The 23,298-nt window shown below is 68.6% G+C and carries 27 protein-coding genes; 25 read left to right on the top strand and 2 right to left on the bottom strand.

Features of this window, described 5'->3' with window-relative positions:
• Positions 1 to 23: 23 nt before the first annotated feature.
• The 4 genes from fusA (at position 24) to OG689_RS24335 (ending at position 7,129) form a co-directional block, all read left to right on the top strand.
• Positions 24 to 2,129: an elongation factor G gene (gene fusA, locus OG689_RS24320; RefSeq protein WP_266323017.1), complete on the top strand. Its 2,106-nt coding sequence runs from the start codon at positions 24 to 26 to the stop codon at positions 2,127 to 2,129.
• A gap of 194 nt (positions 2,130 to 2,323) precedes the next feature.
• Positions 2,324 to 3,517, top strand: coding sequence for an elongation factor Tu (gene tuf / locus OG689_RS24325; RefSeq protein WP_266323018.1), 1,194 nt, complete (start codon positions 2,324 to 2,326; stop codon positions 3,515 to 3,517).
• Positions 3,518 to 3,759: 242 nt separating this feature from the next.
• Positions 3,760 to 5,820: a hypothetical protein gene (locus OG689_RS24330; RefSeq protein WP_266323019.1), complete on the top strand. Its 2,061-nt coding sequence runs from the start codon at positions 3,760 to 3,762 to the stop codon at positions 5,818 to 5,820.
• A gap of 190 nt (positions 5,821 to 6,010) precedes the next feature.
• Positions 6,011 to 7,129 (top strand): acyltransferase, encoded by a 1,119-nt coding sequence (locus OG689_RS24335; RefSeq protein ID WP_266327396.1) that lies wholly within the window; start codon positions 6,011 to 6,013, stop codon positions 7,127 to 7,129.
• A gap of 79 nt (positions 7,130 to 7,208) precedes the next feature.
• Here the strand turns inward: OG689_RS24335 and rfbC are convergent, their stop codons facing one another.
• The gene (gene rfbC / locus OG689_RS24340) at positions 7,209 to 7,811 is read right to left on the bottom strand and encodes a dTDP-4-dehydrorhamnose 3,5-epimerase (protein WP_266323020.1); all 603 of its coding nucleotides are present in this window, start codon (positions 7,809 to 7,811) and stop codon (positions 7,209 to 7,211) included.
• Positions 7,808 to 8,683, bottom strand: a complete 876-nt coding sequence (gene rfbA, locus OG689_RS24345) for a glucose-1-phosphate thymidylyltransferase RfbA (protein WP_266323021.1) — start codon at positions 8,681 to 8,683, stop codon at positions 7,808 to 7,810. Before rfbA ends, rfbC begins: the two co-directional genes overlap by 4 nt.
• Before the next feature lie 82 nt (positions 8,684 to 8,765).
• Between rfbA and rfbB the strand changes: the two genes are divergently transcribed.
• The 21 genes from rfbB to rplE all read left to right on the top strand — a co-directional run bounded on the left by rfbB (position 8,766) and on the right by rplE (position 23,293).
• Positions 8,766 to 9,743 (top strand): dTDP-glucose 4,6-dehydratase, encoded by a 978-nt coding sequence (rfbB, locus tag OG689_RS24350; RefSeq protein ID WP_266323022.1) that lies wholly within the window; start codon positions 8,766 to 8,768, stop codon positions 9,741 to 9,743.
• 50 nt (positions 9,744 to 9,793) lie between these two features.
• On the top strand, positions 9,794 to 10,675 hold the full coding sequence (gene rfbD / locus OG689_RS24355; protein WP_266327398.1) for a dTDP-4-dehydrorhamnose reductase: 882 nt from the start codon (positions 9,794 to 9,796) through the stop codon (positions 10,673 to 10,675).
• On the top strand, positions 10,672 to 12,003 hold the full coding sequence (locus OG689_RS24360) for a hypothetical protein (protein WP_266323023.1): 1,332 nt from the start codon (positions 10,672 to 10,674) through the stop codon (positions 12,001 to 12,003). The genes rfbD and OG689_RS24360 overlap by 4 nt, the downstream gene beginning before the upstream one ends.
• 68 nt (positions 12,004 to 12,071) lie before the next feature.
• A complete protein-coding gene (locus tag OG689_RS24365) occupies positions 12,072 to 12,761 on the top strand; it encodes a glycosyltransferase family 2 protein (protein WP_073924311.1) in 690 nt (229 codons plus the stop codon).
• Positions 12,758 to 13,150, top strand: coding sequence for a DUF2304 domain-containing protein (locus tag OG689_RS24370; RefSeq protein ID WP_266323024.1), 393 nt, complete (start codon positions 12,758 to 12,760; stop codon positions 13,148 to 13,150). Before OG689_RS24365 ends, OG689_RS24370 begins: the two co-directional genes overlap by 4 nt.
• Positions 13,151 to 13,153: 3 nt before the next feature.
• Positions 13,154 to 14,062: a glycosyltransferase family 2 protein gene (locus OG689_RS24375; RefSeq protein ID WP_266323025.1), complete on the top strand. Its 909-nt coding sequence runs from the start codon at positions 13,154 to 13,156 to the stop codon at positions 14,060 to 14,062.
• Positions 14,063 to 14,310: 248 nt separating this feature from the next.
• Positions 14,311 to 16,119, top strand: a complete 1,809-nt coding sequence (locus OG689_RS24380) for a hypothetical protein (protein WP_266323026.1) — start codon at positions 14,311 to 14,313, stop codon at positions 16,117 to 16,119.
• A gap of 491 nt (positions 16,120 to 16,610) precedes the next feature.
• Positions 16,611 to 16,919 (top strand): 30S ribosomal protein S10, encoded by a 309-nt coding sequence (gene rpsJ, locus OG689_RS24385; RefSeq protein WP_012785157.1) that lies wholly within the window; start codon positions 16,611 to 16,613, stop codon positions 16,917 to 16,919.
• A 14-nt stretch (positions 16,920 to 16,933) separates the two neighbouring features.
• The gene (gene rplC / locus OG689_RS24390) at positions 16,934 to 17,578 is read left to right on the top strand and encodes a 50S ribosomal protein L3 (protein WP_266323027.1); all 645 of its coding nucleotides are present in this window, start codon (positions 16,934 to 16,936) and stop codon (positions 17,576 to 17,578) included.
• A gap of 4 nt (positions 17,579 to 17,582) precedes the next feature.
• A complete protein-coding gene (gene rplD / locus OG689_RS24395) occupies positions 17,583 to 18,260 on the top strand; it encodes a 50S ribosomal protein L4 (protein ID WP_266323028.1) in 678 nt (225 codons plus the stop codon).
• Positions 18,257 to 18,580, top strand: coding sequence for a 50S ribosomal protein L23 (gene rplW, locus OG689_RS24400; RefSeq protein ID WP_110670517.1), 324 nt, complete (start codon positions 18,257 to 18,259; stop codon positions 18,578 to 18,580). The genes rplD and rplW overlap by 4 nt, the downstream gene beginning before the upstream one ends.
• A 43-nt stretch (positions 18,581 to 18,623) precedes the next feature.
• Positions 18,624 to 19,460, top strand: a complete 837-nt coding sequence (rplB, locus tag OG689_RS24405; protein ID WP_073924304.1) for a 50S ribosomal protein L2 — start codon at positions 18,624 to 18,626, stop codon at positions 19,458 to 19,460.
• Positions 19,461 to 19,471: 11 nt separating this feature from the next.
• On the top strand, positions 19,472 to 19,753 hold the full coding sequence (rpsS, locus tag OG689_RS24410; protein WP_030055821.1) for a 30S ribosomal protein S19: 282 nt from the start codon (positions 19,472 to 19,474) through the stop codon (positions 19,751 to 19,753).
• A gap of 50 nt (positions 19,754 to 19,803) precedes the next feature.
• Entirely contained in the window at positions 19,804 to 20,151 is a 348-nt protein-coding gene (gene rplV, locus OG689_RS24415) for a 50S ribosomal protein L22 (RefSeq protein ID WP_033824229.1), read from the top strand.
• Positions 20,151 to 20,987, top strand: a complete 837-nt coding sequence (gene rpsC / locus OG689_RS24420) for a 30S ribosomal protein S3 (RefSeq protein ID WP_073924303.1) — start codon at positions 20,151 to 20,153, stop codon at positions 20,985 to 20,987. The genes rplV and rpsC overlap by 1 nt, the downstream gene beginning before the upstream one ends.
• A gap of 5 nt (positions 20,988 to 20,992) precedes the next feature.
• Positions 20,993 to 21,412, top strand: a complete 420-nt coding sequence (gene rplP / locus OG689_RS24425; RefSeq protein ID WP_030055824.1) for a 50S ribosomal protein L16 — start codon at positions 20,993 to 20,995, stop codon at positions 21,410 to 21,412.
• Entirely contained in the window at positions 21,412 to 21,636 is a 225-nt protein-coding gene (gene rpmC / locus OG689_RS24430) for a 50S ribosomal protein L29 (RefSeq protein WP_030055825.1), read from the top strand. Before rplP ends, rpmC begins: the two co-directional genes overlap by 1 nt.
• Positions 21,636 to 21,914, top strand: coding sequence for a 30S ribosomal protein S17 (gene rpsQ / locus OG689_RS24435; RefSeq protein ID WP_073924302.1), 279 nt, complete (start codon positions 21,636 to 21,638; stop codon positions 21,912 to 21,914). The genes rpmC and rpsQ overlap by 1 nt, the downstream gene beginning before the upstream one ends.
• Positions 21,915 to 22,016: 102 nt before the next feature.
• A complete protein-coding gene (gene rplN, locus OG689_RS24440; protein WP_035800854.1) occupies positions 22,017 to 22,388 on the top strand; it encodes a 50S ribosomal protein L14 in 372 nt (123 codons plus the stop codon).
• 15 nt (positions 22,389 to 22,403) lie between these two features.
• A complete protein-coding gene (rplX, locus tag OG689_RS24445) occupies positions 22,404 to 22,715 on the top strand; it encodes a 50S ribosomal protein L24 (RefSeq protein ID WP_266323029.1) in 312 nt (103 codons plus the stop codon).
• On the top strand, positions 22,715 to 23,293 hold the full coding sequence (gene rplE, locus OG689_RS24450) for a 50S ribosomal protein L5 (RefSeq protein ID WP_073924301.1): 579 nt from the start codon (positions 22,715 to 22,717) through the stop codon (positions 23,291 to 23,293). The genes rplX and rplE overlap by 1 nt, the downstream gene beginning before the upstream one ends.
• The last annotated feature ends 5 nt before the right edge of the window (positions 23,294 to 23,298 follow it).

Below are 23,298 nucleotides of genomic sequence, written 5' to 3' on the forward strand. Positions count from 1 at the left end.
AGACAGAGAGAGAACGAGCCACCATGGCTGCAACCTCCCTTGACCTTGCCAGGGTCCGCAACATCGGGATCATGGCGCACATCGACGCGGGCAAGACCACCACCACCGAGCGGATCCTGTTCTACACCGGTGTGTCGTACAAGATCGGTGAGGTCCACGATGGCGCTGCCACCATGGACTGGATGGAGCAGGAGCAGGAGCGCGGCATCACGATCACGTCGGCCGCGACGACCTGTCACTGGACCGTCGACGATGTTGACAACACGATCAACATCATCGACACCCCGGGTCACGTCGACTTCACCGTCGAGGTGGAGCGTTCGCTCCGCGTCCTCGACGGCGCCGTCACGGTGTTCGACGGTGTCGCCGGTGTCGAGCCCCAGTCCGAGACCGTGTGGCGGCAGGCTGACCGCTACGGCGTCCCGCGCATCTGCTTCATCAACAAGCTGGACCGCACGGGCGCGAACTTCTTCTTCTGCGTCGACACCATCGTGGACCGCCTCGGCGCCACCCCGCTGGTGATGCAGCTCCCGATCGGTGCCGAGGGCGACTTCGCCGGCGTTGTGGACCTGGTCCGCATGAAGGCGCTGGTCTGGTCCGCCGAGGCCGCCAAGGGCGAGATGTACGACATCGTCGACATCCCGGCCGACCTGCAGGAGCAGGCCGAGGAGTACCGCGAGGCGCTGCTGGACACCGTGTCGAACGTCAGCGACGAGGTGATGGAACTCGCCATGGAGGGCGAGGACGTCCCCGAGGAGCTGCTGGTCGCCGCGATCCGCAAGGGCACCCTGGACTCGGCCTTCACGCCGATCTTCTGCGGTACCGCCTTCAAGAACAAGGGCGTTCAGCCCCTGCTCGACGCGGTCGTCAAGTACCTGCCGTCGCCGCTGGACATCGAGTCCATCGAGGGCACCAAGCCCGGCGACGACACGGTCAAGATCTCCCGCAAGGCCTCGGACGACGAGCCGCTCGCCGCGCTCGCGTTCAAGATCATGTCCGACCCGCACCTGGGCAAGCTCACCTTCGTCCGGATCTACTCCGGGCGCCTTGAGGCCGGCACCGCCGTCCTCAACGCGGTGAAGGGCCGCAAGGAGCGCATCGGCAAGATCTACCGCATGCACGCGAACAAGCGTGAGGAGATCGACTCGGTGGGCGCCGGCGACATCGTCGCCGTCATGGGTCTCAAGCAGACCACCACCGGCGAGACCCTGTCCGACGAGAAGCACCCGGTCATCCTGGAGTCCATGGACTTCCCGGCCCCGGTCATCCGCGTCGCGATCGAGCCGAAGTCGAAGGGTGACCAGGAGCGTCTGGGCACCGCGATCCAGCGGCTGGCCGAGGAGGACCCGTCCTTCCAGGTCAACACCGACGAGGAGACCGGCCAGACCATCATCGCGGGTATGGGCGAGCTGCACCTCGAGGTGCTGGTCGACCGTATGAAGCGTGAGTTCAAGGTCGAGGCCAACGTCGGCAAGCCGCAGGTCGCGTACCGCGAGACGATCCGCAAGGCCGTCGAGCGCATCGACTACACGCACAAGAAGCAGACCGGTGGCTCCGGCCAGTTCGCGAAGATCCAGATCGCGATCGAGCCGATCGAGTCCGGCGAGGGCTACGAGTTCGTGAACAAGGTCACCGGTGGCCGCGTTCCGAAGGAGTACATCCCCTCGGTCGACGCCGGTTGCCAGGAGGCCATGGAGTTCGGTGTCCTCGCCGGCTACCCGCTCCAGGGTGTCCGCGTGACGCTGCTCGACGGTGCCTCGCACGACGTCGACTCCTCCGAGCTGGCGTTCAAGATCGCCGGTTCGATGGCCTTCAAGGAAGGCGCCAAGAAGGCCGGTCCGGCCCTCCTGGAGCCGATGATGGCCGTCGAGGTCACCACGCCCGAGGACTACCTGGGCGATGTGATCGGCGACATCAACTCTCGCCGTGGCCAGATGAAGTCCATGGAGGAGCGTCACGGCGCCCGCGTCGTCTCGGCGCTGGTGCCTCTCTCCGAGATGTTCGGCTACGTCGGTGACCTGCGCAGCAAGACCTCTGGTCGCGCAAGCTACTCGATGCAGTTCGACTCGTACGCCGAGGTTCCGCGGAACGTGGCGGACGACATCATCGCCAAGGCCAAGGGCGAGTAACGTCCCGAATATCGGGATGTTCACGACCCCTTAGGCTATTAGGAGACATACCCGGCGGGATCGCATGATCCCGCCGGCGTCTCCGCCCCCACCCGCGGGACGGCATGGAGCGCAAACCAGCGCTCCGTACCAAAACCCGATCAAAGACCAACTGACGTCGTACGGCGTACAGAACTGTCCTCAGGAGGACTGCAGTGGCGAAGGCGAAGTTCGAGCGGACGAAGCCCCACGTCAACATCGGCACCATCGGTCACATCGACCACGGTAAGACGACCCTTACCGCGGCGATCACCAAGGTGCTGCACGACGCGTACCCGGAGATCAACCCCTTCACGCCGTTCGACCAGATCGACAAGGCGCCGGAGGAGCGGCAGCGCGGTATCACCATCTCGATCGCGCACGTCGAGTACCAGACCGAGGCGCGTCACTACGCCCACGTCGACTGCCCGGGTCACGCGGACTACATCAAGAACATGATCACCGGTGCGGCCCAGATGGACGGTGCGATTCTCGTCGTCGCCGCCACCGACGGCCCGATGCCGCAGACCAAGGAGCACGTGCTCCTGGCCCGCCAGGTCGGCGTCCCCTCCATCGTCGTCGCCCTGAACAAGGCCGACATGGTGGACGACGAGGAGATCCTGGAGCTCGTCGAGCTCGAGGTCCGCGAGCTGCTCTCCGAGTACGACTTCCCGGGCGACGACCTGCCGGTCGTGCGCGTCTCGGCGCTCAAGGCGCTCGAGGGCGACAAGGAGTGGGGCGAGAAGCTCCTCGGCCTCATGTCCGCGGTCGACGACTTCATCCCGACCCCGGCCCGCGCCACCGAGCTCCCGTTCCTGATGCCGATCGAGGACGTCTTCACGATCACCGGTCGTGGCACCGTCGTCACCGGTCGTATCGAGCGTGGCATCCTCAAGGTCAACGAGACTGTCGACATCATCGGCATCAAGGAGACCAAGACCACCACCACGGTCACCGGCATCGAGATGTTCCGCAAGCTGCTCGACGAGGGCCAGGCCGGTGAGAACGTCGGTCTGCTCCTCCGTGGCATCAAGCGCGAGGACGTCGAGCGCGGCCAGGTCATCATCAAGCCCGGTTCGGTCACCCCGCACACCGAGTTCGAGGCCCAGTCCTACATCCTGTCGAAGGACGAGGGTGGCCGTCACACCCCCTTCTTCAACAACTACCGCCCGCAGTTCTACTTCCGTACCACGGACGTGACCGGCGTCGTGACCCTCCCCGAGGGCACCGAGATGGTCATGCCGGGCGACAACACCGCCATGACGGTCGTGCTGATCCAGCCGATCGCCATGGAGGAGGGCCTCAAGTTCGCCATCCGTGAGGGTGGTCGTACCGTCGGCGCCGGCCAGGTCACCAAGATCCTCAAGTAATTTGACGGTCTGACCGTTCCCCGAGGACCTGTCCCCGGGGTGCAGCCAGGGCCCGGTGTCCGCCCCTTGGGCGGCCGCCGGGCCCTGGCGCTTTTCCCGGACCCCCGGGAGTTATGATCCGGCCGTGGGGGTTGAGTGGCCGAGCCGCGTGGACGGATCGGGCCGTGACAGCCAGGCCCCGTGATCCGGCCAGTACGTGATGGAAAGGTGCCTTGTCTCCCGTGGCGATCCGCTCAGCTGTTGTGAGAAATAGGAATGCCGAGAGATCGCCGGCGGAACAGGCCGGCGGCCCGGCCGGCGCCCGGCGGTGGACCGTCCTGGCGGCGGCCGTGGCGGCGTCCTGGGTGCTGCCGCTGGTACTGAACGCCGTCAGCCTGGACGTGGTCCTGATCCCGGTCCTGCTGCTGGCGGTGGCGAGCCTGCTCCGGGTCGGTGGCGGCCTGCTCGATCGCCTGGTGGTCGCGGCCTTCGTCCTCTGCGGCTCCGTGATGGCCTTCGGCCTGCTGTTCTCGCTCTGGCCCTGGGGCCTGGCCCCTGTCCCGACGGCCGGATTCCTGCTGACGGTGGCGTCCGTCACCGGCTGGCTCAGCGGCCGGCGTCCGCACATCCCGCTGAAGCTGCGCGGCTCCGACGTCCTGGTGCTCGGTACCGCGGCCGTGGTCTGGAAGTACGTGCACCACCCGCTGGCCGGCAAGTCCGCCGCGGACCGGATCGCCTACTTCGCCACCGCCGAGGACCGGATGGGGCACTTCTCCTACTTCGACGGCATCCACCACATCGGCGGCTACGCGTTCCTCCACCAGGAGGCCGCCAGGACGTACATGATGACGCCGGCCGAGGCGGTCTACCCGCAGGGCACGCACTTCCTGCTGGCCTGGATCGACATCCTGGTGAAGTCCTCCACCGACGGCGGCGACGCCCTCGGCATGATGAACCGCTACCTGCTCTACGTGATGGCCGCCTACGCGCTGTTCTGCGCGGCGCTGGTCTGGGCCGCCCGCTGGGTCGGCGGACCGCGCCTGCGCGGCTGGCGCACGGCCGCGGTCTGCGCCACGGTGCTCTCCATCATGCTGTCCGGGTCGATGGCGAACCTGGTGGAGAAGGGCTTCGACTCGGAGACGGTCGGCCTGCTCTTCCTCACCGTGGCCCTGGCCCTGCTGCTGCGGCCGGCCATGGGCCGGGCCGAGTTCGCCCTGGTCGGGGTGGTCGCCCTGGTCGCGGTGACCTTCGTCTACAACCTCTACGGCGTCCTGGTCGGCATCGCGCTCGCGGCGGTGCTGGTGATCCACCGGCGCCGGTTCGCGGCCCGGCGCGGGCTGCTGTTCGGCGCGCTCGCCGCCGGCGCCCTCGTCGCGGGACTGCCCACCGTCTTCTCCGTGCTGACCAAGCTGGACGTCGCCAAGACCTCCAACCTCGCCGGGCCGATGGTCATCCCCGACCGCCCGGTGCTGATCGGCTGCACCCTGCTCGTCCTGGTGGCCGCCGCGCTGCCGGTGAACCGCCGCACCGCCACCGGCCGGACGGTCTTCGCCCTGGTGCTCGGTACCGGCCTGGTGCTCGCCGTCTTCGGGTTCTGGCAGCTGCACACCATCGGCTACCTCTCGTACTACTTCGAGAAGCTGGCCGCCGGCGGCCTGGTGATCGCGCTGATCTCCCTCGGGATGGTCGGACTGATGCTGCAGCCCGCCGAGCGGACCAAGGGCACGCCGCTGCGGCGCCGGGCCGAACGTCTCGGTCTCTCGGCGGTGGCCACCGCGGCGGCGCTCAGCATGTTCGCGGGCGTCCAGTGGGGCGTGCCCTCCGGCTGGAGCAAGCCTTCGGCCTGGTACGACAGCCCCATGGTCAAGTGGGCGAAGGGCGAGGCGGTGAGCGACATGGGCCCTGCCACCAACCTCCTCACCAAGCGCGACCTCAAGGGCGTCACCACGCCGGTCATCGCGCTGTACAGCAACGACTCGTACCACAACCTCAAGTCGACCTTCATCGCCCAGCTCCTCACCCACCAGGGCGGCAACATGGTGGGGCTCTACGAGGTCTTCTACGTGAAGATCGGCGGCCCCGCAGTGCCGCCGAAGGACAAGGAGAAGCCGGCCGACAAGGACAAGACCGAGGCGGAGAAGGCGGCGGACCGGGAGAAGGAGTACCAGTCCTCGCTCGGCCATCTGAAGAAGGCCATCGCCGACTGCCCGGCCCCGCCGACCATTCTGGTGGGCGACGCGAAGGTGGCGGAGCGCCTGAAGCGGGACCTCGCCTCGGCGGACGTACGTGCCACGGTGGTCCACGCACCCTTCCCGAACAGCTGATCGACGGGGGCGTGCCCGGACGGCTGCCCACGTCGGCCGACTGCCGTGAGGGCTGTCGTACGGGTGTGACGAGGCCCACGGTCTGAGGTAAACCACGTACCGCTAGGATTCCCCGGTGATAGGACGGGTTCGTAGTATCGGGGCCACACAGCGGCGACGTCGGAGCATACCGGCCGGGCGCCTCGCAGTTCTGGACGGGCTCCGGCTCGTGGCCGCTCTGATGGTGGTCTTCCACCACTACGTCGGCTACGGGGGCGGATCCACCAAGGACGACAGCGCCTGGGGACGTCCGGCCGCAGCGGTGTTCCACGGCGGCGCCGAAGTGGGCATCTACCTCTGGACCGGGGTCTGCCTCTTCTTCATCATCAGCGGCTTCGTCATCTGCATGAGCAGCTGGGGCCGGGGGCTCAGCGACTTCCTCAAGTCGCGGGTCATGCGGCTCTACCCGGCCTACTGGTTCGCCGTGCTCGCGACCACGGCGGTACTCATGGTGTGGCCGACGGTCCGCCACCCGCTCGGGATGTACGACGTCCTGGCCAACATGACGATGCTCCAGGAAGCGTTCCATGTGAAGGCCGTCGACGCCGTCTACTGGACGCTCTGGATCGAGATGCGCTTCTACCTGCTCTTCGCGATCGTCGTCTGGCGCGGCGTCACGTATCGCAGGGTGGTGGCCTTCTGCCTGCTGTGGACGGCCGCGGGCCTGCTGACGAGCTACGGCGGTGTGCACCAGCTCGACCTGATCGTGATGGCGCCGGTCGCGCCGTTCTTCGTCGCGGGTCTGGCGTTCTACCTCATGCACCGGTTCCGGCCGAACCTGCTGCTCTGGGGGATCGTCGGGATGTCCTGGATCCTGTCCACCCGCTACGCCCTCGGGCATCAGGGTGAGGTCTCGGGGGAGATCGGCCAGGACGTCCCGTTGTGGCCGGCCGTGCTCGTGGTCACGTTGTCGTTCGTGGTGATGGCCCTGGTGGCGCTGGGCCGGCTGTCGTGGATCAGGTGGCGGTGGCTCACCGTCGCCGGCGCGCTCACCTACCCGCTGTACCTCCTGCACGAGGCCATCGGCTGGACGGCCCTGCGGCTGCTCCAGCCCCACCTGCGGCCCTGGCCCTCGGTGGCCGTGGTCACGGTGGCGATGCTGGTGGCCTCCTGGCTGGTGCACCGGCTCGTCGAGCGCCCGCTGGCGCCGATGCTCAAGGCCGGCATGGCCAGCTCGATCAAGGACTTCCGCAGCGCGTCCCAGCCCCCGGAGGTGCCGGCCTCGCGCGCCCACGGGGAGCCGGTCGGCAGCGGTACGCCCAGCCACTGACCGCCCTGCGGCCGCAACGACCGGAGCCCCCGTCCCCTTCTCGGGGGCGGGGGCTCCGGTGTGCCGGATCGGCAGCGGGTCAGTTCTGCTCGTCCAGCGAGGCGGTGAAGGCCTTGCACGCCTCGTAGTCCGGCAGCAGGCCGGTCGCGATGGCGTCGGCGAGCGAGGGCGCGGCCTCGTCGCGGGCGGAGAGCAGCGGCAGGTCGGCCGGCCACTCGATGCCCAGATCGGGGTCGAGCGGGTGGACCGAGTGCTCGCCGGTCGGGTTGTACGTCTCCGAGCACAGGTACGAGAGCGTGGCGTCGTCGCTCAGCGCGCAGAAGCCGTGCCCGAGCCCCTCGGGGATGTAGACGGCGCGGCGGTCGACGTCGTCGAGCCGCACGCCCTCCCAACGGCCGAAGGTGGGGGAGCCCACCCGCAGGTCGACGATCACGTCCAGTACGGCGCCGCGTACGCAGGTCACGTACTTGGCCTGGCCGCGCGGCACGTCGGCGAAGTGGATGCCGCGGACGACGCCGCGGGAGGAGACCGAGAGGTTCGCCTGGGCGAGCCGCAGCGGGTGGCCGACGACCTCCGCCAGCCGGTCGAAGCGGTACCACTCGGTGAACATGCCGCGCGGGTCGCCGTGCAGCTGCGGGGTGACCTCGATCAGGCCCTCGATGCTCAACTCACGGAACTTCACCGGGCGTTCTCCTCCTCGATCAGGGCGATCAGGTACTGGCCGTAACCGCTCTTCAGCAGCGGGACGGCGAGCTCACGGAGCTCGTCGGAGCTGATCAGCCCGGCCCGCCAGACGGCCTCCTCGATGCAGCCGATCTTGAAGCCCTGGCGCTCCTCGATGACCCGGACGAACTCCGAGGCCTGCACCATCGACACGAAGGTGCCGGTGTCGAGCCAGGCGGTGCCGCGATCCAGGATCGTGACGTTCAGCTCGCCCTTCTGCAGGTAGGCGTCGTTGACCGCGGTGATCTCCAGCTCGCCGCGGGCGCTGGGCTTCAGGCCGCGGGCGATCTCGACGACCTGGTTGTCGTAGAAGTAGAGGCCCGGCACGGCGTACCGCGACTTCGGGTGCTCGGGCTTCTCCTCGATGGAGATCGCCTGGCCGCGTCCGTCGAACTCCACCACGCCGTACGCGGTGGGATCGGCCACCGGGTAGGCGAAGACCCGGCCGCCGGCCGCGTCGGTGTGCTCGGCGAGCCTGGTGCCCAGGCCGCTGCCGTGGAAGATGTTGTCGCCGAGGATCAGCGCCACGGACTCGTCGCCGATGAAGTCCGCGCCCAGGACGAAGGCCTGGGCGATGCCCTCGGGGCGCTCCTGGACGGCGTACTCGAGGCGCAGGCCGAACTGCGAGCCGTCGCCGAGCAGCCGCTCGAACTGCTCCCGGTCGGCCGGGGTGGTGATGATGAGGATCTCGCTGATTCCCGCCATCACGAGGGTAGAGAGCGGGTAGTAGATCATCGGCTTGTCGAAGACCGGCAGGAGCTGCTTCGAGACAGCTCGGGTCAGGGGCCAGAGTCGTGATCCGGTGCCGCCTGCCAAGAGAATTCCACGCATGCGTGCACCTTATGCGAGAGGCGAGGGGCTGGTGAGGGCCAGGTCGGTGCGGGCGTCCGGCCGACGGTAGACTGCGCACACTATGCGCATTCTCGTGACCGGCGGTGCCGGCTTCATCGGTTCTGAGTTCGTCCGCCAGCTGCTGGGCACGGACGCCACCGACCAGATCACTGTCTTCGACAAGCTCACCTACTCGGGTGTCGAGGCCAACCTGGCGTCCGTGGCGGCCCACAGCGGCTACACCTTCGTCAAGGGCGACATCTGCGACGTCGACGCCGTCGACCAGGTCATGCCCGGTCACGACGTCGTCGTGCACTTCGCCGCCGAGTCCCACGTGGACCGCTCCATCGCGGGCGCCGGCCCCTTCGTGCTGACCAACGTGGTCGGCACCCAGGTGCTGCTGGACGCCGCGCGCAAGCACCGCGTGGGCCGCTTCGTGCACATCTCCACCGACGAGGTGTACGGCTCGATCAGCGAGGGCTCCTGGACGGAGGAGTGGCCGCTGGTGCCGAACTCCCCGTACTCGGCCTCCAAGGCCTCCTCCGACCTGCTGGCGCTGGCCTACCACCGCACGCACGGCATGGACGTGGTGGTCACCCGCTGCTCCAACAACTACGGGCACTACCAGTTCCCGGAGAAGGTCATCCCGCTCTTCACCACCAACCTGATCGACGGCAAGAAGGTGCCGCTGTACGGCGACGGTGGCAACGTCCGCGACTGGCTGCACGTCTCCGACCACTGCCGCGCCATCGAGATGGTGATGCGCGGCGGCCGCGCCGGCCAGGTCTACAACATCGGCGGCGGCACCGAGGCCACCAACAAGGAGCTCACCGGCCTGCTGCTCGAGGCGGCCGGCGCCGGCTGGGACATGGTCGAGCACGTCGAGGACCGCAAGGGCCACGACCTGCGCTACTCGATCGACATCAGCAAGATCCGCGAGGAGCTCGGCTACGAGCCGCAGGTGCGCTTCGAGGACGGCCTCGCGGCCACCATCGCCTGGTACCGCGAGAACCGCGACTGGTGGGAGCCGCTGAAGACGAAGGCGGCCCTGGCCCAGTGACCGCCAACTCCTCGGACACCGTGCGCTGGCTCGTCACCGGCGCCGCCGGGATGCTCGGCCAGGACCTGCTGGCCGAGCTCGCCGCCGACCCGCGGGCCGAGGTCACCGCCCTCGGGCGGGCCGACCTCGACATCACCGACCCGGACGCGGTGCTCGCCGCGGTGCAGGGCCACGACGTGGTCGTGAACTGCGCGGCGTGGACCGACGTCGACGGCGCGGAGAGCGCCGAGGAGGCCGCCACCGCCGTCAACGGCGCCGGTGTCCGCAACCTCGCCGCGGCCTGCGCCAAGACCGGCGCCCGGCTGCTGCACGTCTCCACCGACTACGTGCTGCCCGGTGACGCCACCGAGCCGTACGCCGAGGACGCCCCGACCTCGCCGGTCAACGCCTACGGGCGCAGCAAGCTGGCGGGCGAGCAGGCCGTCGCGGAGCTGCTCCCGGAGACCGGCTACACCGTCCGGACCGCCTGGCTGTACGGCCAGCACGGCCCGAACTTCGTCGCCACCATGCTCAAGCTCGCCGCCCAGCGCGACAGCCTGGACGTGGTGGACGACCAGCACGGGCAGCCGACCTGGTCCTTTGCGCTGGCCCGGCAACTGGTGGCGCTGGGCACCGCCGCGCTCGCCGGGCAGGCCCCCGCGGGGGTCTACCACGGCACCGGCAGCGGCCGGACCACCTGGTTCGGCCTGGCCCGCGAGACCTACCGGCTGGCCGGCCTGGACCCGGAGCGGATCCGCCCGACCGACTCGACGGCCTTCGTCCGGCCCGCCGTCCGCCCGGCCTTCAGCGTCCTGGCGCACGGCCGCTGGGCGCAGGCCGGCCTCGCCCCCCTCCCCGACTGGCGCGACCAGCTGGCGGAGGCCCTGGGCACCCCCGTGTTCACCGAACTGGCCCTCGCGGCCCGGACCACCGAGAGCGGCAGACCTCAGTGAAGAACCCGCTGGCCAAGGTAGCCGCCGCGCTGCCGCCGGGAACCCTGGCGGTGGCCGGCGGCACCGTGGTGCTCGGAGCCGCGTCGTACGTCCACCTCGGGGTGGCCGGGCACAGCCTCACGACCGACCAGATGGCCAACGTCTCGCTGCTGTGGACGATCGTGATGTCCATCGGCATCGGCGTCTTCTTCCCGATCGAGCAGGAACTCACCCGGATCGTCGCCGCCCGGGCCGCGCTCGGCCACGGCGCCGGACCGGTGCTGCGCCGCGCGACCCTGCTGACCGCCGGCATCCTCGGCGTCACCCTGGCGGCCCTGGCCGCCGCGGCCGGGCCGATCGCCGACGGGCTCTTCCGGGGCGACAAGGCCCTGGTGGCCGCCCTGGGCGCGGCCTTCTTCGGGATGGCCGTCTGCTACCTCACCCGCGGCGTGCTGGCCGGCCTCGGCCGGTTCGGCGCGTACGGCACCCAGCTGGGCCTCGACGGCGGGCTGCGGATCGTGCTGGCCTTCGGCTGCGCCGTCCTCGGCGTCCGGTCGGCGCTGGCCTTCAGCCTGATCCTCGCGGTCGCCCCGGTGATCGCGATGCTGGCCACGCTGCCGCCGCTGCTGCGGGCGGTCAAGCCCGGGCCCGCGATCGCCTGGCGCGACCTCTGCGGCGGTCTCGGCCTGCTGATCTGCTCCACCCTGCTCTCCCAGGTGGTGGTGAACGCCGCGGTGCTGAGCACCAAGCTGCTCGCCCCCACCGACTCGGCGCTGATCGCGGCCCTGCTGAACGCCCTGGTGCTGGCCCGGGTGCCGCTGTTCGTCTTCGGCTCGCTGCAGGCCTCGCTGCTGAACGGCCTGTCGGCCGCGCTGGCGGTCGGTGACCGGGCTGCGTTCTCCGGCATGCTGCGCAAGATCGGCGCCGTGGTGGGCCTGCTCGGCGTGCTCGGCGGCATCCCCGCGGTGCTGCTCGGTCCGTGGCTGATCCAGGTGCTGTTCGGCGCGGAGCCGGTGCTCGGCTGCCTCGACTTCTTCTGGATGTCCGCCGGCACGGTGGCGTACATGTTCGCGATGGTGCTCGGCCAGGCGCTGATGGTATTCAAGCGTCACAACCTCCAGCTGCTCTGCTGGGCCGCTGGCACACTGGTACTTCTCGGCGTCACGTTCGTGCCCGGCGACGTGGCCACCCGGGTCGTGCTGGCCTACGCGCTGGGCTCGCTGGCGACCGTCATCGGTATGCTGGCCGCCCTCAGGCGGAGCTTCCCCGACCGGACCGCGCCGGGCACGGTCGAGCCCGCGCACGAGTCCGCCCCGAGCCCTCTGGGCGCTGGTGTGGTCGGCGAATGACCGCCCCCGCCCCCGACATACGGCCTGCCGCGCGCACGCGCGGGCCCTACCCCGACCATGGAGCCCCCGTGTCCCAATACGACGATGTCTGGCTGGTGATCCCGGCCTACAACGAAGGCCAGGTGATCGCCGACGTTGTGGAGGGAGCGCGCAAGACGTTCCCGAATATCGTCGTCGTCGACGACGGCAGCGCGGACGACTCCGCGAAGCACATCATGACCACCGGCGCCCACCTGGTGCGCCACCCGGTCAACCTCGGTCAGGGTGCGGCGCTGCAGACCGGCCTCGCGTACGCGCTGGCCCAGCCGGGCGCGCAGTACTTCGCCACCTTCGACGCGGACGGGCAGCACCAGACCGCCGACGTCGAGAAGATGGTCGCGCTGCTCAGGGAGGGCCAGACCGACGTCGTGCTGGGCTCCCGCTTCATCGAGCAGAACGGCCAGGTGCCGTGGATCAAGCGCGTGGTGCTGCGCACCGCCGCCACGGTCAGCCCCACGGCACGCAAGCTCAAGCTCACGGACTCGCACAACGGTCTGCGGGTACTGAACCGCGAGGCGGCCTCCCGCGTGCGGATCACCATGAACGGCATGGCCCACGCGTCGGAGATCGTCAGCTTCCTGGCGGGTTCCGACCTTCGGGTCGCCGAGCTGCCGGTGGACATCCTGTACACCGACTACTCACGCGCCAAGGGTCAGTCCCTGATCAACGGCGTCAACATCATCTTCGACATCTCGCTGCGGGAGCGTGGCCGCCGATGAACTACCTCTGGATCCAGCTGCTTCTCATCCTGGGCTCGGTCAGCCTCGCCTTCATGTTCATCCGGCGCTGGGACGCCGCGAACACCCGGGCCTGGAAGCGCATCGCCTTCTCGGTGTTCGTGGTCGTGAACATCTACGCGGTGCTGCGCCCGACCGACGTGACCTGGGTCGCTCACAAGCTCGGCGTCGGCCGCGGCACCGACCTGGTGCTGTACGGCATGGTGCTCGGCATGGGCTTCCTGACCCTCAACACCTTCCTGCGGTTCCGTTCGCTGGAGAAGAAGCTCACCGACCTGGCCCGGACGGTGGCGATCAACGAGGGTGCCCGGCTCAACGAGGAGCGGTTCGACCTCGACGCGCCGGCCCCCGTCACCGCCACGAAGGCCTGATCGATGGTCACCTTCGACGTCATGCTGCCGTACTACGGCGACGTGGCACTGATGCAGGACGCCGTGCGCAGCGTCCTGGCCCAGACCGACCCGGACTTCCGGCTCACCGTCGTCGACGACGGCAAGGAGCCGGAGGTCCCCGGGTGGTTCGCCGACCTCGGCGACGAGCGCGTGCGGTACCTGCGCAACGAGCAGAACCTCGGCATCACGAAGAACTTCCAGAAGTGCGTGGAGCTCTCCGAGCACGGCCACGTGGTCATCATGGGGTGCGACGACCTGCTGCACCCGCACTACCTGGCCACCGTCCGGGAGATCCTCAAGGAGTACCCGGACGCGGGCATGGTCCAGCCCGGGGTCGAGGTGATCGACGGCAACGGCGTGGTGGGCTCCAGCCTGGCCGATGCCACCAAGCGCCGGATCTACGCCCCGAACGTGGCCGGCCGCCGGGTGATGGGCGGGGAGGAGCTGGCCGCCAGCGTGCTGCGCGGCAACTGGCTGTACTTCCCCTCCATCTGCTGGAAGGGCGACGCCCTGCGGGCGGTCAACTTCCGGGACGACTACTCCGTCATCCAGGACCTCGCCCTGGTGGTCGACCTGCTGGAGCTCGGCGAGCAGATGGTGATCGACACGACCACCACGGTGTTCCAGTACCGCCGGCACGCGGTCAGCGAGTCCTCCGTCCAGGCGTTCTCGGGCACCCGGTTCACCGAGGCGGAGCGGTACTTCGCGGCGGTGGCCGAGCGGATGGACGCGCGCGGCTGGCCGAAGGCGGCGCGCGCGGCGCGCTTCCACAGCGCTTCGCGTCTGCACGCCCTGACGATGCTCCCGGGCGCCCTGCGCCGGGGACAGCGCGACGGCGCGCGCACTCTCGCGCGCCACGCCCTCACCCAGGGCCAGCGCACCAACGGCTGACCCGCCCGCCCGGGACGGCGGAGCGCGCGGCGGGGGAGTGGATCCCCCGCCGCGCGCTCCGGCACCCGGGCAGGGCGGGCACAGCCGTCTCAGCCCGTTGGTCGACGGGACCGGGGCCGTACACTCTCGCGTGAACAGGCCTCCGGACGGTGGATTGCGCCCGTCCGGCCCCCGTACCGGGGGACCCGTGGTCGACCTGAATGCCAACCAGTATGGGAAGTGCATCGGTGCAGCCGGTAACCGAATCCGTGGATGTGCCCGAGGCGGGCGGCGAATCCGGCCGGCACCGGGACGGGGCGCGGACCGACGACGGCCCGGACGACCGTCTCACCCTGCCCGGGTGGGTGCTCCGGCTCGCCGCCCGCCGCCGGTTCCCGGCCTTCGCGCTGCTGGCCGGCTACCTCGGCCAGGTGCTGTTCCGGCTCTCCCTGGTGCTGCACAACAGCTACCCCTCGGTGCACGCGGACGAGGCCTCGTACCTGGTGATCGCCCGGGTGTTCGCGGGCGGCTCCAGCACCGAGATGCCCGTCGGCGTGGTGATCCCCGGCGGCTACCCGCTGCTGCTCGCGCCGGCGCTCCGGCTCGGGGGCAACCCGATCACCGCCTACCACCTGGTGATGGGCACCAACGCGCTGGTCAACGCGCTGGTGTTCCCGCTGGCCTTCCTGGCGCTGCGCCGGCTCGGCCTGCCGCGGTTGCTGTCCTTCCTGATCGGCACCGCCGCCGCGCTGCTGCCGCCGGTGATCTTCTACTCCGAGTTCGCGATGTCGGACACGGTCTTCCCGGTGATCCTGCTCTGCTGGCTGCTCACCATGCACGGCTGGCTCTCGGACGGCTCGCTGCGCCGACGGACGCTGTACGCCGCCGGGACGGGCCTGGCGGCCGGCTACGCGCTGGCCACCCACGACCGCGGCGGTGTGGTGGTCGCGCTCACCGCGCTGGTGCTGGTCGGCGCCCTGGTGCTCGGTCGGGCGCCGCGCCGGGCGACGCTGGTCGGCGTCGCCGCGCTCGGCGTGACGGTGCTGGGCGCCAAGCTGATGGCGTCCTACGTGGAGTCCCGCTTCAAGGACAGCCCGCCCAGCTCGGTCGGCACCCAGGTGCTGGACAACCTGCTGAACACCGAGATCCTCGGCCGGACGCTGACCCGGACCACCGGCCAGCTCTGGTACTTCATGACCTCCTCCTGGGGCTTCGGGGCGCTGGCCCTGGCGTTCTGCCTCTTCGCGGTGTTCAGCTCGCGGGTCGCGCGGGCCGACCGGGTGGTCGCGTTCGTCATGGTCGCCGCACTGGTCGGGATAGCGCTGGCCTCGGCGGCCGGCCTGGGCGACGGCGACCGGCTCGACAACTGGATCTACGCCCGCTACCTGGCCCCGCTGGTGCCGGTCTACTTCCTGGTGGGGGCCGCGGTGCTGTACCGCTGCCGGCCCAAGGACACCCTGCGCCTGGCGCTGGCCGGCGGCCTGCTGGCGGTGGTCGGCGCCGAGGTGGTCATGCAGTACGCAGGCGGCGCGCTGCGCTCCACCAACATCATCCCGTGGGCGATGCCGGACGCGCTGTTCCTGGCCTCGGAGTGGACCGGGCTGCACATGTGGCGCACCATGGCCGGCGCCTTCCTGGTCCTCGGCCTGTGCGTGCTGATGCGGGTGGCCGGCGGGCGCCGGGTGATGTGGGCGCTGACCGCCTCGCTCTGCGCCTTCGCGCTGTACGCCACCTCCACGGTCAGCGACAACGTGGCGGAGAAGCACGCCAAGGACCGCAGGTACGAGGCCACCGGCTTCACCAAGGACGCCGGGATCCGCAAGGGCGACAGCGTGGTGCTGGGAGACGACGTCGAGTGGGGCCTGCGGATGGCGCAGTCCTACGAGGTGTACTGGGGCCGGGTCTGGACCCAGGACCTCAAGCACGGCGGCACGCCCAGGGCCGGCGCGACGGCGGTGCTGCTGAACCTGCCCCAGCCGTACGCCACACCGGAGTCGAGCTGGCCGGGCGCGCCCGCCGGCTGGGAGGTCGACCGGGTGAGCATCAAGCACAGCTGGGTGCTCTGGCGCAAGCGCTGAGTGTTCGGTCGGGGCCGGTGAGGAAGACCTCACCGGCCCCGATTGGCTTATCGGGTGCGAGCTGTGGCAGTATGTCCAAGTTGCTCGGTTGAGTTGCCGATGCTGCGCGCCTCCCGCCGGGAGGACCGGAAGCGAGTCCCACGTACTCGTCGTTCCCGTGATGGCCGTTCATGTGGTCCGCCTCTACCCCAGGGTGAAGGTGTGGACCGCAGTGGTGTGTAAGCGACACCGCGGCAGCTGCGGGGCGGACGTACGGGAATCTTCCGGGCAGTGTGAGCAGGGCCTCGACCCGGTATCTGGTGGGTGCAAGACCTCCACCGACCCGCAGGAATCCGCAGAGAGTGATCTCTGGTGGATTTTTTGCAAGCGCGAGGGCGACACGCCCGACCGCGTGGGTCGGAGGTAACCACCCAGAGGTACCACCGGACCAATCCACCCGGATGACTCCGGCCGCAGAAGCATCAGACGACACAAAGGACTACTGAGTAGCCATGGCGGGACAGAAGATCCGCATCCGGCTCAAGGCCTACGACCACGAGGTGATTGACTCCTCGGCGAAGAAGATCGTCGAGACCGTCATTCGCACTGGTGCGCAGGTCGCGGGCCCGGTGCCGCTGCCCACTGAGAAGAACGTCTACTGCGTCATCCGCTCGCCGCACAAGTACAAGGACTCGCGCGAGCACTTCGAGATGCGCACCCACAAGCGTCTGATCGACATCCTCGACCCGACCCCGAAGACCGTTGACTCGCTGATGCGCCTCGACCTTCCGGCCGGCGTCGACATCGAGATCAAGCTCTGAGAGGCGCGACGAAGATGGCAAAGCAGATTAAGGGCATCCTGGGCGAGAAGCTCGGCATGACCCAGGTCTGGGACGAGAACAACCGGATCGTTCCGGTGACCGTCGTCAAGGCCGGGCCCAATGTCGTGACCCAGGTCCACACCGCTGATGGCACCGGCTACGACGCCGTGCAGATCGGTTTCGGCGAGATCGACCCCCGCAAGGTGAACAAGCCCCTCGCGGGTCACTTCGCCAAGGCCGGTGTCACCCCGCGCCGTCACCTGGTCGAGCTCCGTACCTCGGACGCGTCCGAGTACACCCTCGGCCAGGAGATCACCGCTGAGCTGTTCGAGGCGGGTGTCAAGGTCGACGTGACCGGCACCTCCAAGGGCAAGGGCTTCGCCGGTGTCATGAAGCGTCACAACTTCAAGGGCCTCGGCGCCGGTCACGGCGTGCAGCGCAAGCACCGTTCGCCCGGCTCGATCGGTGGCTGCGCCACCCCGGGTCGCGTGTTCAAGGGCATGAAGATGGCCGGCCGGATGGGCCACGAGCGCGTGACCACCCAGAACCTGACCGTCCACGCCGTTGACGCGGAGAAGGGGCTGCTCCTCATCAAGGGCGCAATCCCGGGTCCGAACGGCGGCCTCGTCCTCGTCCGCACCGCGGCGAAGGGGCTGTGAGGATATGAGCACCATTGACATCCTGTCGCCCTCGGGCGACAAGGCCGGCAGCCTCGAGCTGCCCGCTGAGATCTTCGACGCCAAGGTCAGCATTCCGCTGATGCACCAGGTCGTCGTCGCTCAGCTCGCCGGCGCCCGCCAGGGCACCCACTCGACCAAGCGTCGTGGCGAGGTCCGAGGCGGCGGCCGCAAGCCGTACCGCCAGAAGGGCACCGGCCGCGCCCGTCAGGGCTCGACCCGCGCGCCGCAGTTCGTCGGCGGTGGCGTCGTCCACGGCCCGAAGCCGCGTGACTACTCGCAGCGGACCCCGAAGAAGATGATCGCCGCCGCTCTGCGTGGCGCGCTCACCGACCGGGCCCGTCACAGCCGCATCCACGTCATCACCGACGTGGTTGCCGCCGAGGCGCCGTCGACCAAGGCCGCGAAGGGCCTGTTCGGCAAGATCACCGAGCGCAAGAACATCCTCCTCGTCGTCGAGCGTGCCGACGAGCTGGGTCTCAAGAGCGCCCGCAACCTGCCGAACGTCCACATCCTGGACGCCGGTCAGCTGAACACCTACGACGTGCTCGTCTCCGACGATGTGGTCTTCACCCAGGCTGCTTTCGAGCGTTTCGTGGCGGGTCCCGCCGCGTCCGCCAAGGCTGTGGCTGCTGAGGGCGAGCTCGAAGGGAGCGCCGCCTGATGGCTGCAGAGATCACGAGCAAGACGTTCACGGACCCCCGTGACGTTCTGGTGAAGCCGGTCATCTCCGAGAAGAGCTACGCGCTCCTCGACGAGAACAAGTACACGTTCGTCGTGTCGCCGGGCGCCAACAAGACCCAGATCAAGCAGGCCGTCGAGGCGGTCTTCTCGGTCAAGGTCGAGTCGGTCAACACGCTCAACCGTCAGGGCAAGCGCAAGCGCTCCAAGACGGGCTTTGGCAAGCGCAAGGACACCAAGCGCGCCATCGTGACGCTGGCCGAGGGCAACCGCATCGACATCTTCGGGGGTCCGGTCTCCTAACGGAGACTCGGATCGTCGATAAGGACGAGGACGAGAGAGCCAAATGGGCATCCGCAAGTACAAGCCGACTACGCCGGGCCGTCGTGGCTCCAGCGTGGCCGACTTCGTAGAGATCACGCGGTCCACGCCGGAGAAGTCGCTGGTTCGCCCCCTGCACAGCAAGGGCGGCCGTAACAACGCCGGTCGTATCACCGCTCGCCACCAGGGTGGCGGACACAAGCGCGCCTACCGCGTGATCGACTTCCGTCGTCACGACAAGGACGGCGTGCCGGCCAAGGTCGCGCACATCGAGTACGACCCCAACCGCACTGCGCGCATCGCGCTCCTGCACTACGCGGACGGCGAGAAGCGCTACATCATCGCCCCGCGCGGTGTCGGCCAGGGCGACCGGATTGAGAACGGCCCCGCGGCCGACATCAAGCCCGGCAACAACCTGCCGCTGCGCAACATCCCGGTCGGTACCACCATCCACGCGGTGGAGCTGCGCCCGGGCGGCGGTGCCAAGATGGCCCGCTCCGCCGGTGCCGGCATCCAGCTGCTGGCGCGTGAGGGCAAGATGGCGCACCTGCGCATGCCCTCCGGTGAGATCCGCCTGGTGGACGCGCGCTGCCGCGCGACCGTCGGCGAGGTCGGCAACGCCGAGCAGTCGAACATCAACTGGGGCAAGGCCGGCCGTATGCGCTGGAAGGGCGTTCGCCCGACCGTGCGTGGTGTGGCCATGAACCCGATCGACCACCCGCACGGTGGTGGTGAGGGTAAGACCTCCGGTGGTCGCCACCCGGTCTCGCCGTGGGGCCAGAAGGAGGGTCGCACTCGTAGCCCGAAGAAGGCTTCGAACGCTCTCATCGTGCGCCGCCGCAAGACCAACAAGAAGCGCTAGGAGCAGGTCAGATGCCGCGCAGTCTCAAGAAGGGCCCCTTCATCGACGGCCACCTTCTCAAGAAGGTGGACGCGCAGAACGAGGCGGGTACCCAGAACGTCATCAAGACCTGGTCCCGTCGCTCCGTGATCTTCCCGGCCATGCTCGGCCACACGATCGCGGTCCACGATGGCCGTAAGCACGTCCCGGTGTTCGTCACCGAGTCGATGGTCGGCCACAAGCTCGGCGAGTTCGCGCCGACGCGTACCTTCCGCGGTCACGTCAAGGACGACCGCAAGTCGAAGCGTCGCTAGTCGCCAGCGAGATTACCGACTCAATGACTTACACCAGCAAGGGGACAACCATGGAAGCCAGGGCCCAGGCGCGGTACATCCGCGTCACGCCCATGAAGGCCCGCCGCGTGGTGGACCTCATCCGTGGCCTGAACGCCACGGAGGCCCAGGCGGTCCTGCGTTTCGCTCCGCAGGCCGCTACCGTGCCGGTCGGCAAGGTGCTCGACAGCGCCATTGCCAACGCCGTGCACAACTACAACCACAACAACGTGGACGACCTCGTCATCAGCGAGGCGTACGTTGACGAGGGCCCGACCCTGAAGCGGTTCCGTCCGCGCGCCCAGGGCCGTGCCTACCGGATCCGCAAGCGGACCAGCCACATCACCGTGGTCGTCAGCAGCAAGGAAGGGACCCGGTAATGGGCCAGAAGGTTAACCCGCACGGGTTCCGTCTCGGCATCAGCACGGACTTCAAGTCCCGCTGGTACGCCGACAAGCTGTACTCGGACTACGTCAAGGAAGACGTTGCCATTCGTCGCATGATGACGAAGGGCATGGAGCGCGCCGGCATCTCGAAGGTTGAGATCGAGCGCACCCGCGACCGCGTCCGGGTCGACATCCACACCGCCCGCCCCGGCATCGTCATCGGTCGCCGTGGCACCGAGGCCGACCGCATCCGCGGCGACCTCGAGAAGCTGACCGGCAAGCAGGTCCAGCTGAACATCCTCGAGGTCAAGAACCCCGAGCTGGACGCCCAGCTCGTGGCTCAGGGCGTCGCGGAGCAGCTGTCCTCGCGCGTCTCCTTCCGTCGTGCCATGCGCAAGAGCATGCAGGGCACCATGAAGTCGGGCGCCAAGGGCATCAAGGTCCAGTGCTCCGGTCGTCTCGGCGGCGCCGAGATGAGCCGTTCGGAGTTCTACCGCGAGGGTCGTGTGCCGCTGCACACCCTTCGCGCGAACGTCGACTACGGCTTCTTCGAGGCCAAGACGACCTTCGGCCGCATCGGCGTGAAGGTCTGGATCTACAAGGGCGACGTCAAGAACATCGCCGAGGTCCGCGCTGAGAACGCTGCTGCCCGCTCGGGCAACCGTCCGGCCCGCAACGACGCCCGCCCCGCGCGTGGCGGCGAGCGCGGTGGCCGTGGCGGCGAGCGCGGTGGCGCACGTGGTGGCGCCCGTCGTCCCCAGAACACCGAGGCTCCGGCCGCGGCTGTGACGGAGACGCCGGCTGCCGAGAGCACCGGAACGGAGGCCTGACCGACATGCTGATCCCCCGTCGGGTCAAGCACCGCAAGCAGCACCACCCGAAGCGCCGTGGCGCTGCCAAGGGTGGCACCGAGCTCGCCTTCGGCGAGTACGGCATCCAGGCCGTCACCCCGGCCTACGTGACGAACCGGCAGATCGAGTCCGCTCGTATCGCCGTCACCCGTCACATCAAGCGTGGCGGCAAGGTCTGGATCAACATCTACCCGGACCGTCCGCTCACCAAGAAGCCGGCCGAGACCCGCATGGGTTCCGGTAAGGGTTCGCCCGAGTGGTGGATCGCGAACGTGCACCCGGGTCGGGTCATGTTCGAGCTGTCGTACCCCAACGAGAAGGTGGCTCGTGAGGCGCTGACCCGCGCAGCTCACAAGCTCCCGATGAAGTGCCGGATCATCCGGCGCGAGGCAGGTGAGAGCTGATGTCGGCCGGCACCAAGGCTGCTGAGCTTCGCGAGCTGGACAACGAGGGTCTCGTTGCCAAGCTCCGTGAGGCCAAGGAGGAGCTGTTCAACCTCCGCTTCCAGGCGGCGACCGGGCAGCTCGACAACCACGGACGGCTCAAGCTCGTCCGTAAGGACATCGCGCGGATCTACACCCTGATGCGCGAGCGCGAGCTGGGCATCGAGACGGTGGAGAACGCCTGATGACTGAGAACACCACCAACGAAGAGACGCGCGGTTTCCGCAAGACCCGTGAGGGTCTCGTCGTCAGCGACAAGATGGACAAGACCGTCGTCGTCGCCGTCGAGGACCGCGTCAAGCACGCTCTGTACGGCAAGGTCATCCGCCGTACGAACAAGCTGAAGGCGCACGACGAGGCAAACGCCTGCGGCATCGGCGACCGGGTTCTCCTCGCGGAGACCCGCCCGCTGTCCGCGACGAAGCGCTGGCGCGTCGTCGAGATCCTCGAGAAGGCCAAGTAACGAAGTTGTCCGGGTACGGCCGTATGTGCATCAGGCTCCTCGCGAGCGCTGGTGTGAGCAGCGGCCGGCCCGCCAACTCTCGTTGACGATCAGGAGAAAGCTGTGATCCAGCAGGAGTCGCGACTGCGTGTCGCCGACAACACGGGCGCAAAGGAAATCCTTTGCATCCGCGTTCTCGGTGGTTCCGGTCGCCGCTACGCCGGTATCGGGGACGTCATTGTCGCGACCGTCAAGGACGCGATCCCCGGTGGTTCGGTGAAGAAGGGTGACGTCGTCAAGTGCGTCATCGTCCGCACCGTGAAGTCGCGCCGTCGTCCCGACGGTTCGTACATCCGGTTCGACGAGAACGCCGCGGTGGTTCTGAAGAACACCGATGGTGACCCCCGTGGAACCCGCATCTTCGGCCCGGTGGGCCGCGAGCTGCGTGACAAGAAGTTCATGAAGATCATCTCGCTTGCGCCGGAGGTGCTCTAACCCATGGCGAACAGCATGAAGATCAAGAAGGGTGACCTGGTTCAGGTCATCACCGGCAAGGACCGCGGGAAGCAGGGCAAGGTCATTCAGGCCATGCCCGCGACCAACAAGGTTCTCGTCGAGGGTGTGAACCGGGTCAAGAAGCACACCAAGCCCGGCCAGGGCACTCAGGGTGGCATTGTCACCGTCGAGGCCCCGGTGCACGTTTCCAACGTGCAGCTGGTCGTCGAGAAGGACGGCAAGAAGGTCGTCACTCGCGTTGGTTACCGCTTCGATGACGAGGGCAACAAGATCCGCGTTGCCAAGCGAACCGGTGAGGACATCTGATGTCTGAGACGACCATCGAGAACGTTGAGAAGGTGGCCCCCCGCCTCAAGGAGCGTTACAACTCCGAGATCAAGGGCCAGCTCAAGGAGGAGTTCTCCTACGAGAACGTCATGCTGATCCCCGGCCTGGTCAAGGTCGTGGTCAACATGGGTGTGGGCGAGGCCGCCCGCGACTCCAAGCTGATCGAGGGCGCGATCCGCGACCTCACCGCCATCACCGGTCAGAAGCCGGCGGTGACGAAGGCTCGCAAGTCCATCGCGCAGTTCAAGCTGCGTGAGGGCCAGCCGATCGGCACCCACGTCACCCTCCGTGGTGACCGCATGTGGGAGTTCCTGGACCGTCTGGTGTCGCTGGCTCTGCCGCGTATCCGTGACTTCCGCGGTCTCTCCCCCAAGCAGTTCGACGGCCGTGGCAACTACACCTTCGGTCTGACCGAGCAGGTTATGTTCCACGAGATCGACCAGGACAAGGTCGACCGTCAGCGCGGTATGGACATCACCGTCGTGACCACCGCTCAGACCGACGACGAGGGCCGGGCGCTCCTGCGCGCTCTGGGCTTCCCGTTCAAGGAGGCGTGAGCCGC

This window comes from Kitasatospora sp. NBC_00240, assembly GCF_026342405.1.
Classification (GTDB): domain Bacteria; phylum Actinomycetota; class Actinomycetes; order Streptomycetales; family Streptomycetaceae; genus Kitasatospora.

What these genes read in the sequence shown, in the direction of transcription:
- fusA (WP_266323017.1), top strand. Translation starts at nt 24, where the DNA reads ATGGCTGCAACCTCCCTTGACCTTGCCAGGGTCCGCAACATCGGGATC.
- rfbA (WP_266323021.1), bottom strand. Translation starts at nt 8,683, where the DNA reads ATGCGTGGAATTCTCTTGGCAGGCGGCACCGGATCACGACTCTGGCCC.
- rfbB (WP_266323022.1), top strand. Translation starts at nt 8,766, where the DNA reads ATGCGCATTCTCGTGACCGGCGGTGCCGGCTTCATCGGTTCTGAGTTC.
- rfbD (WP_266327398.1), top strand. Translation starts at nt 9,794, where the DNA reads ATGCTCGGCCAGGACCTGCTGGCCGAGCTCGCCGCCGACCCGCGGGCC.
- OG689_RS24370 (WP_266323024.1), top strand. Translation starts at nt 12,758, where the DNA reads ATGAACTACCTCTGGATCCAGCTGCTTCTCATCCTGGGCTCGGTCAGC.
- OG689_RS24375 (WP_266323025.1), top strand. Translation starts at nt 13,154, where the DNA reads ATGGTCACCTTCGACGTCATGCTGCCGTACTACGGCGACGTGGCACTG.
- rpsJ (WP_012785157.1), top strand. Translation starts at nt 16,611, where the DNA reads ATGGCGGGACAGAAGATCCGCATCCGGCTCAAGGCCTACGACCACGAG.
- rplC (WP_266323027.1), top strand. Translation starts at nt 16,934, where the DNA reads ATGGCAAAGCAGATTAAGGGCATCCTGGGCGAGAAGCTCGGCATGACC.
- rplD (WP_266323028.1), top strand. Translation starts at nt 17,583, where the DNA reads ATGAGCACCATTGACATCCTGTCGCCCTCGGGCGACAAGGCCGGCAGC.
- rplB (WP_073924304.1), top strand. Translation starts at nt 18,624, where the DNA reads ATGGGCATCCGCAAGTACAAGCCGACTACGCCGGGCCGTCGTGGCTCC.
- rpsS (WP_030055821.1), top strand. Translation starts at nt 19,472, where the DNA reads ATGCCGCGCAGTCTCAAGAAGGGCCCCTTCATCGACGGCCACCTTCTC.
- rplV (WP_033824229.1), top strand. Translation starts at nt 19,804, where the DNA reads ATGGAAGCCAGGGCCCAGGCGCGGTACATCCGCGTCACGCCCATGAAG.
- rpsC (WP_073924303.1), top strand. Translation starts at nt 20,151, where the DNA reads ATGGGCCAGAAGGTTAACCCGCACGGGTTCCGTCTCGGCATCAGCACG.
- rplP (WP_030055824.1), top strand. Translation starts at nt 20,993, where the DNA reads ATGCTGATCCCCCGTCGGGTCAAGCACCGCAAGCAGCACCACCCGAAG.
- rpmC (WP_030055825.1), top strand. Translation starts at nt 21,412, where the DNA reads ATGTCGGCCGGCACCAAGGCTGCTGAGCTTCGCGAGCTGGACAACGAG.
- rpsQ (WP_073924302.1), top strand. Translation starts at nt 21,636, where the DNA reads ATGACTGAGAACACCACCAACGAAGAGACGCGCGGTTTCCGCAAGACC.
- rplX (WP_266323029.1), top strand. Translation starts at nt 22,404, where the DNA reads ATGAAGATCAAGAAGGGTGACCTGGTTCAGGTCATCACCGGCAAGGAC.
- rplE (WP_073924301.1), top strand. Translation starts at nt 22,715, where the DNA reads ATGTCTGAGACGACCATCGAGAACGTTGAGAAGGTGGCCCCCCGCCTC.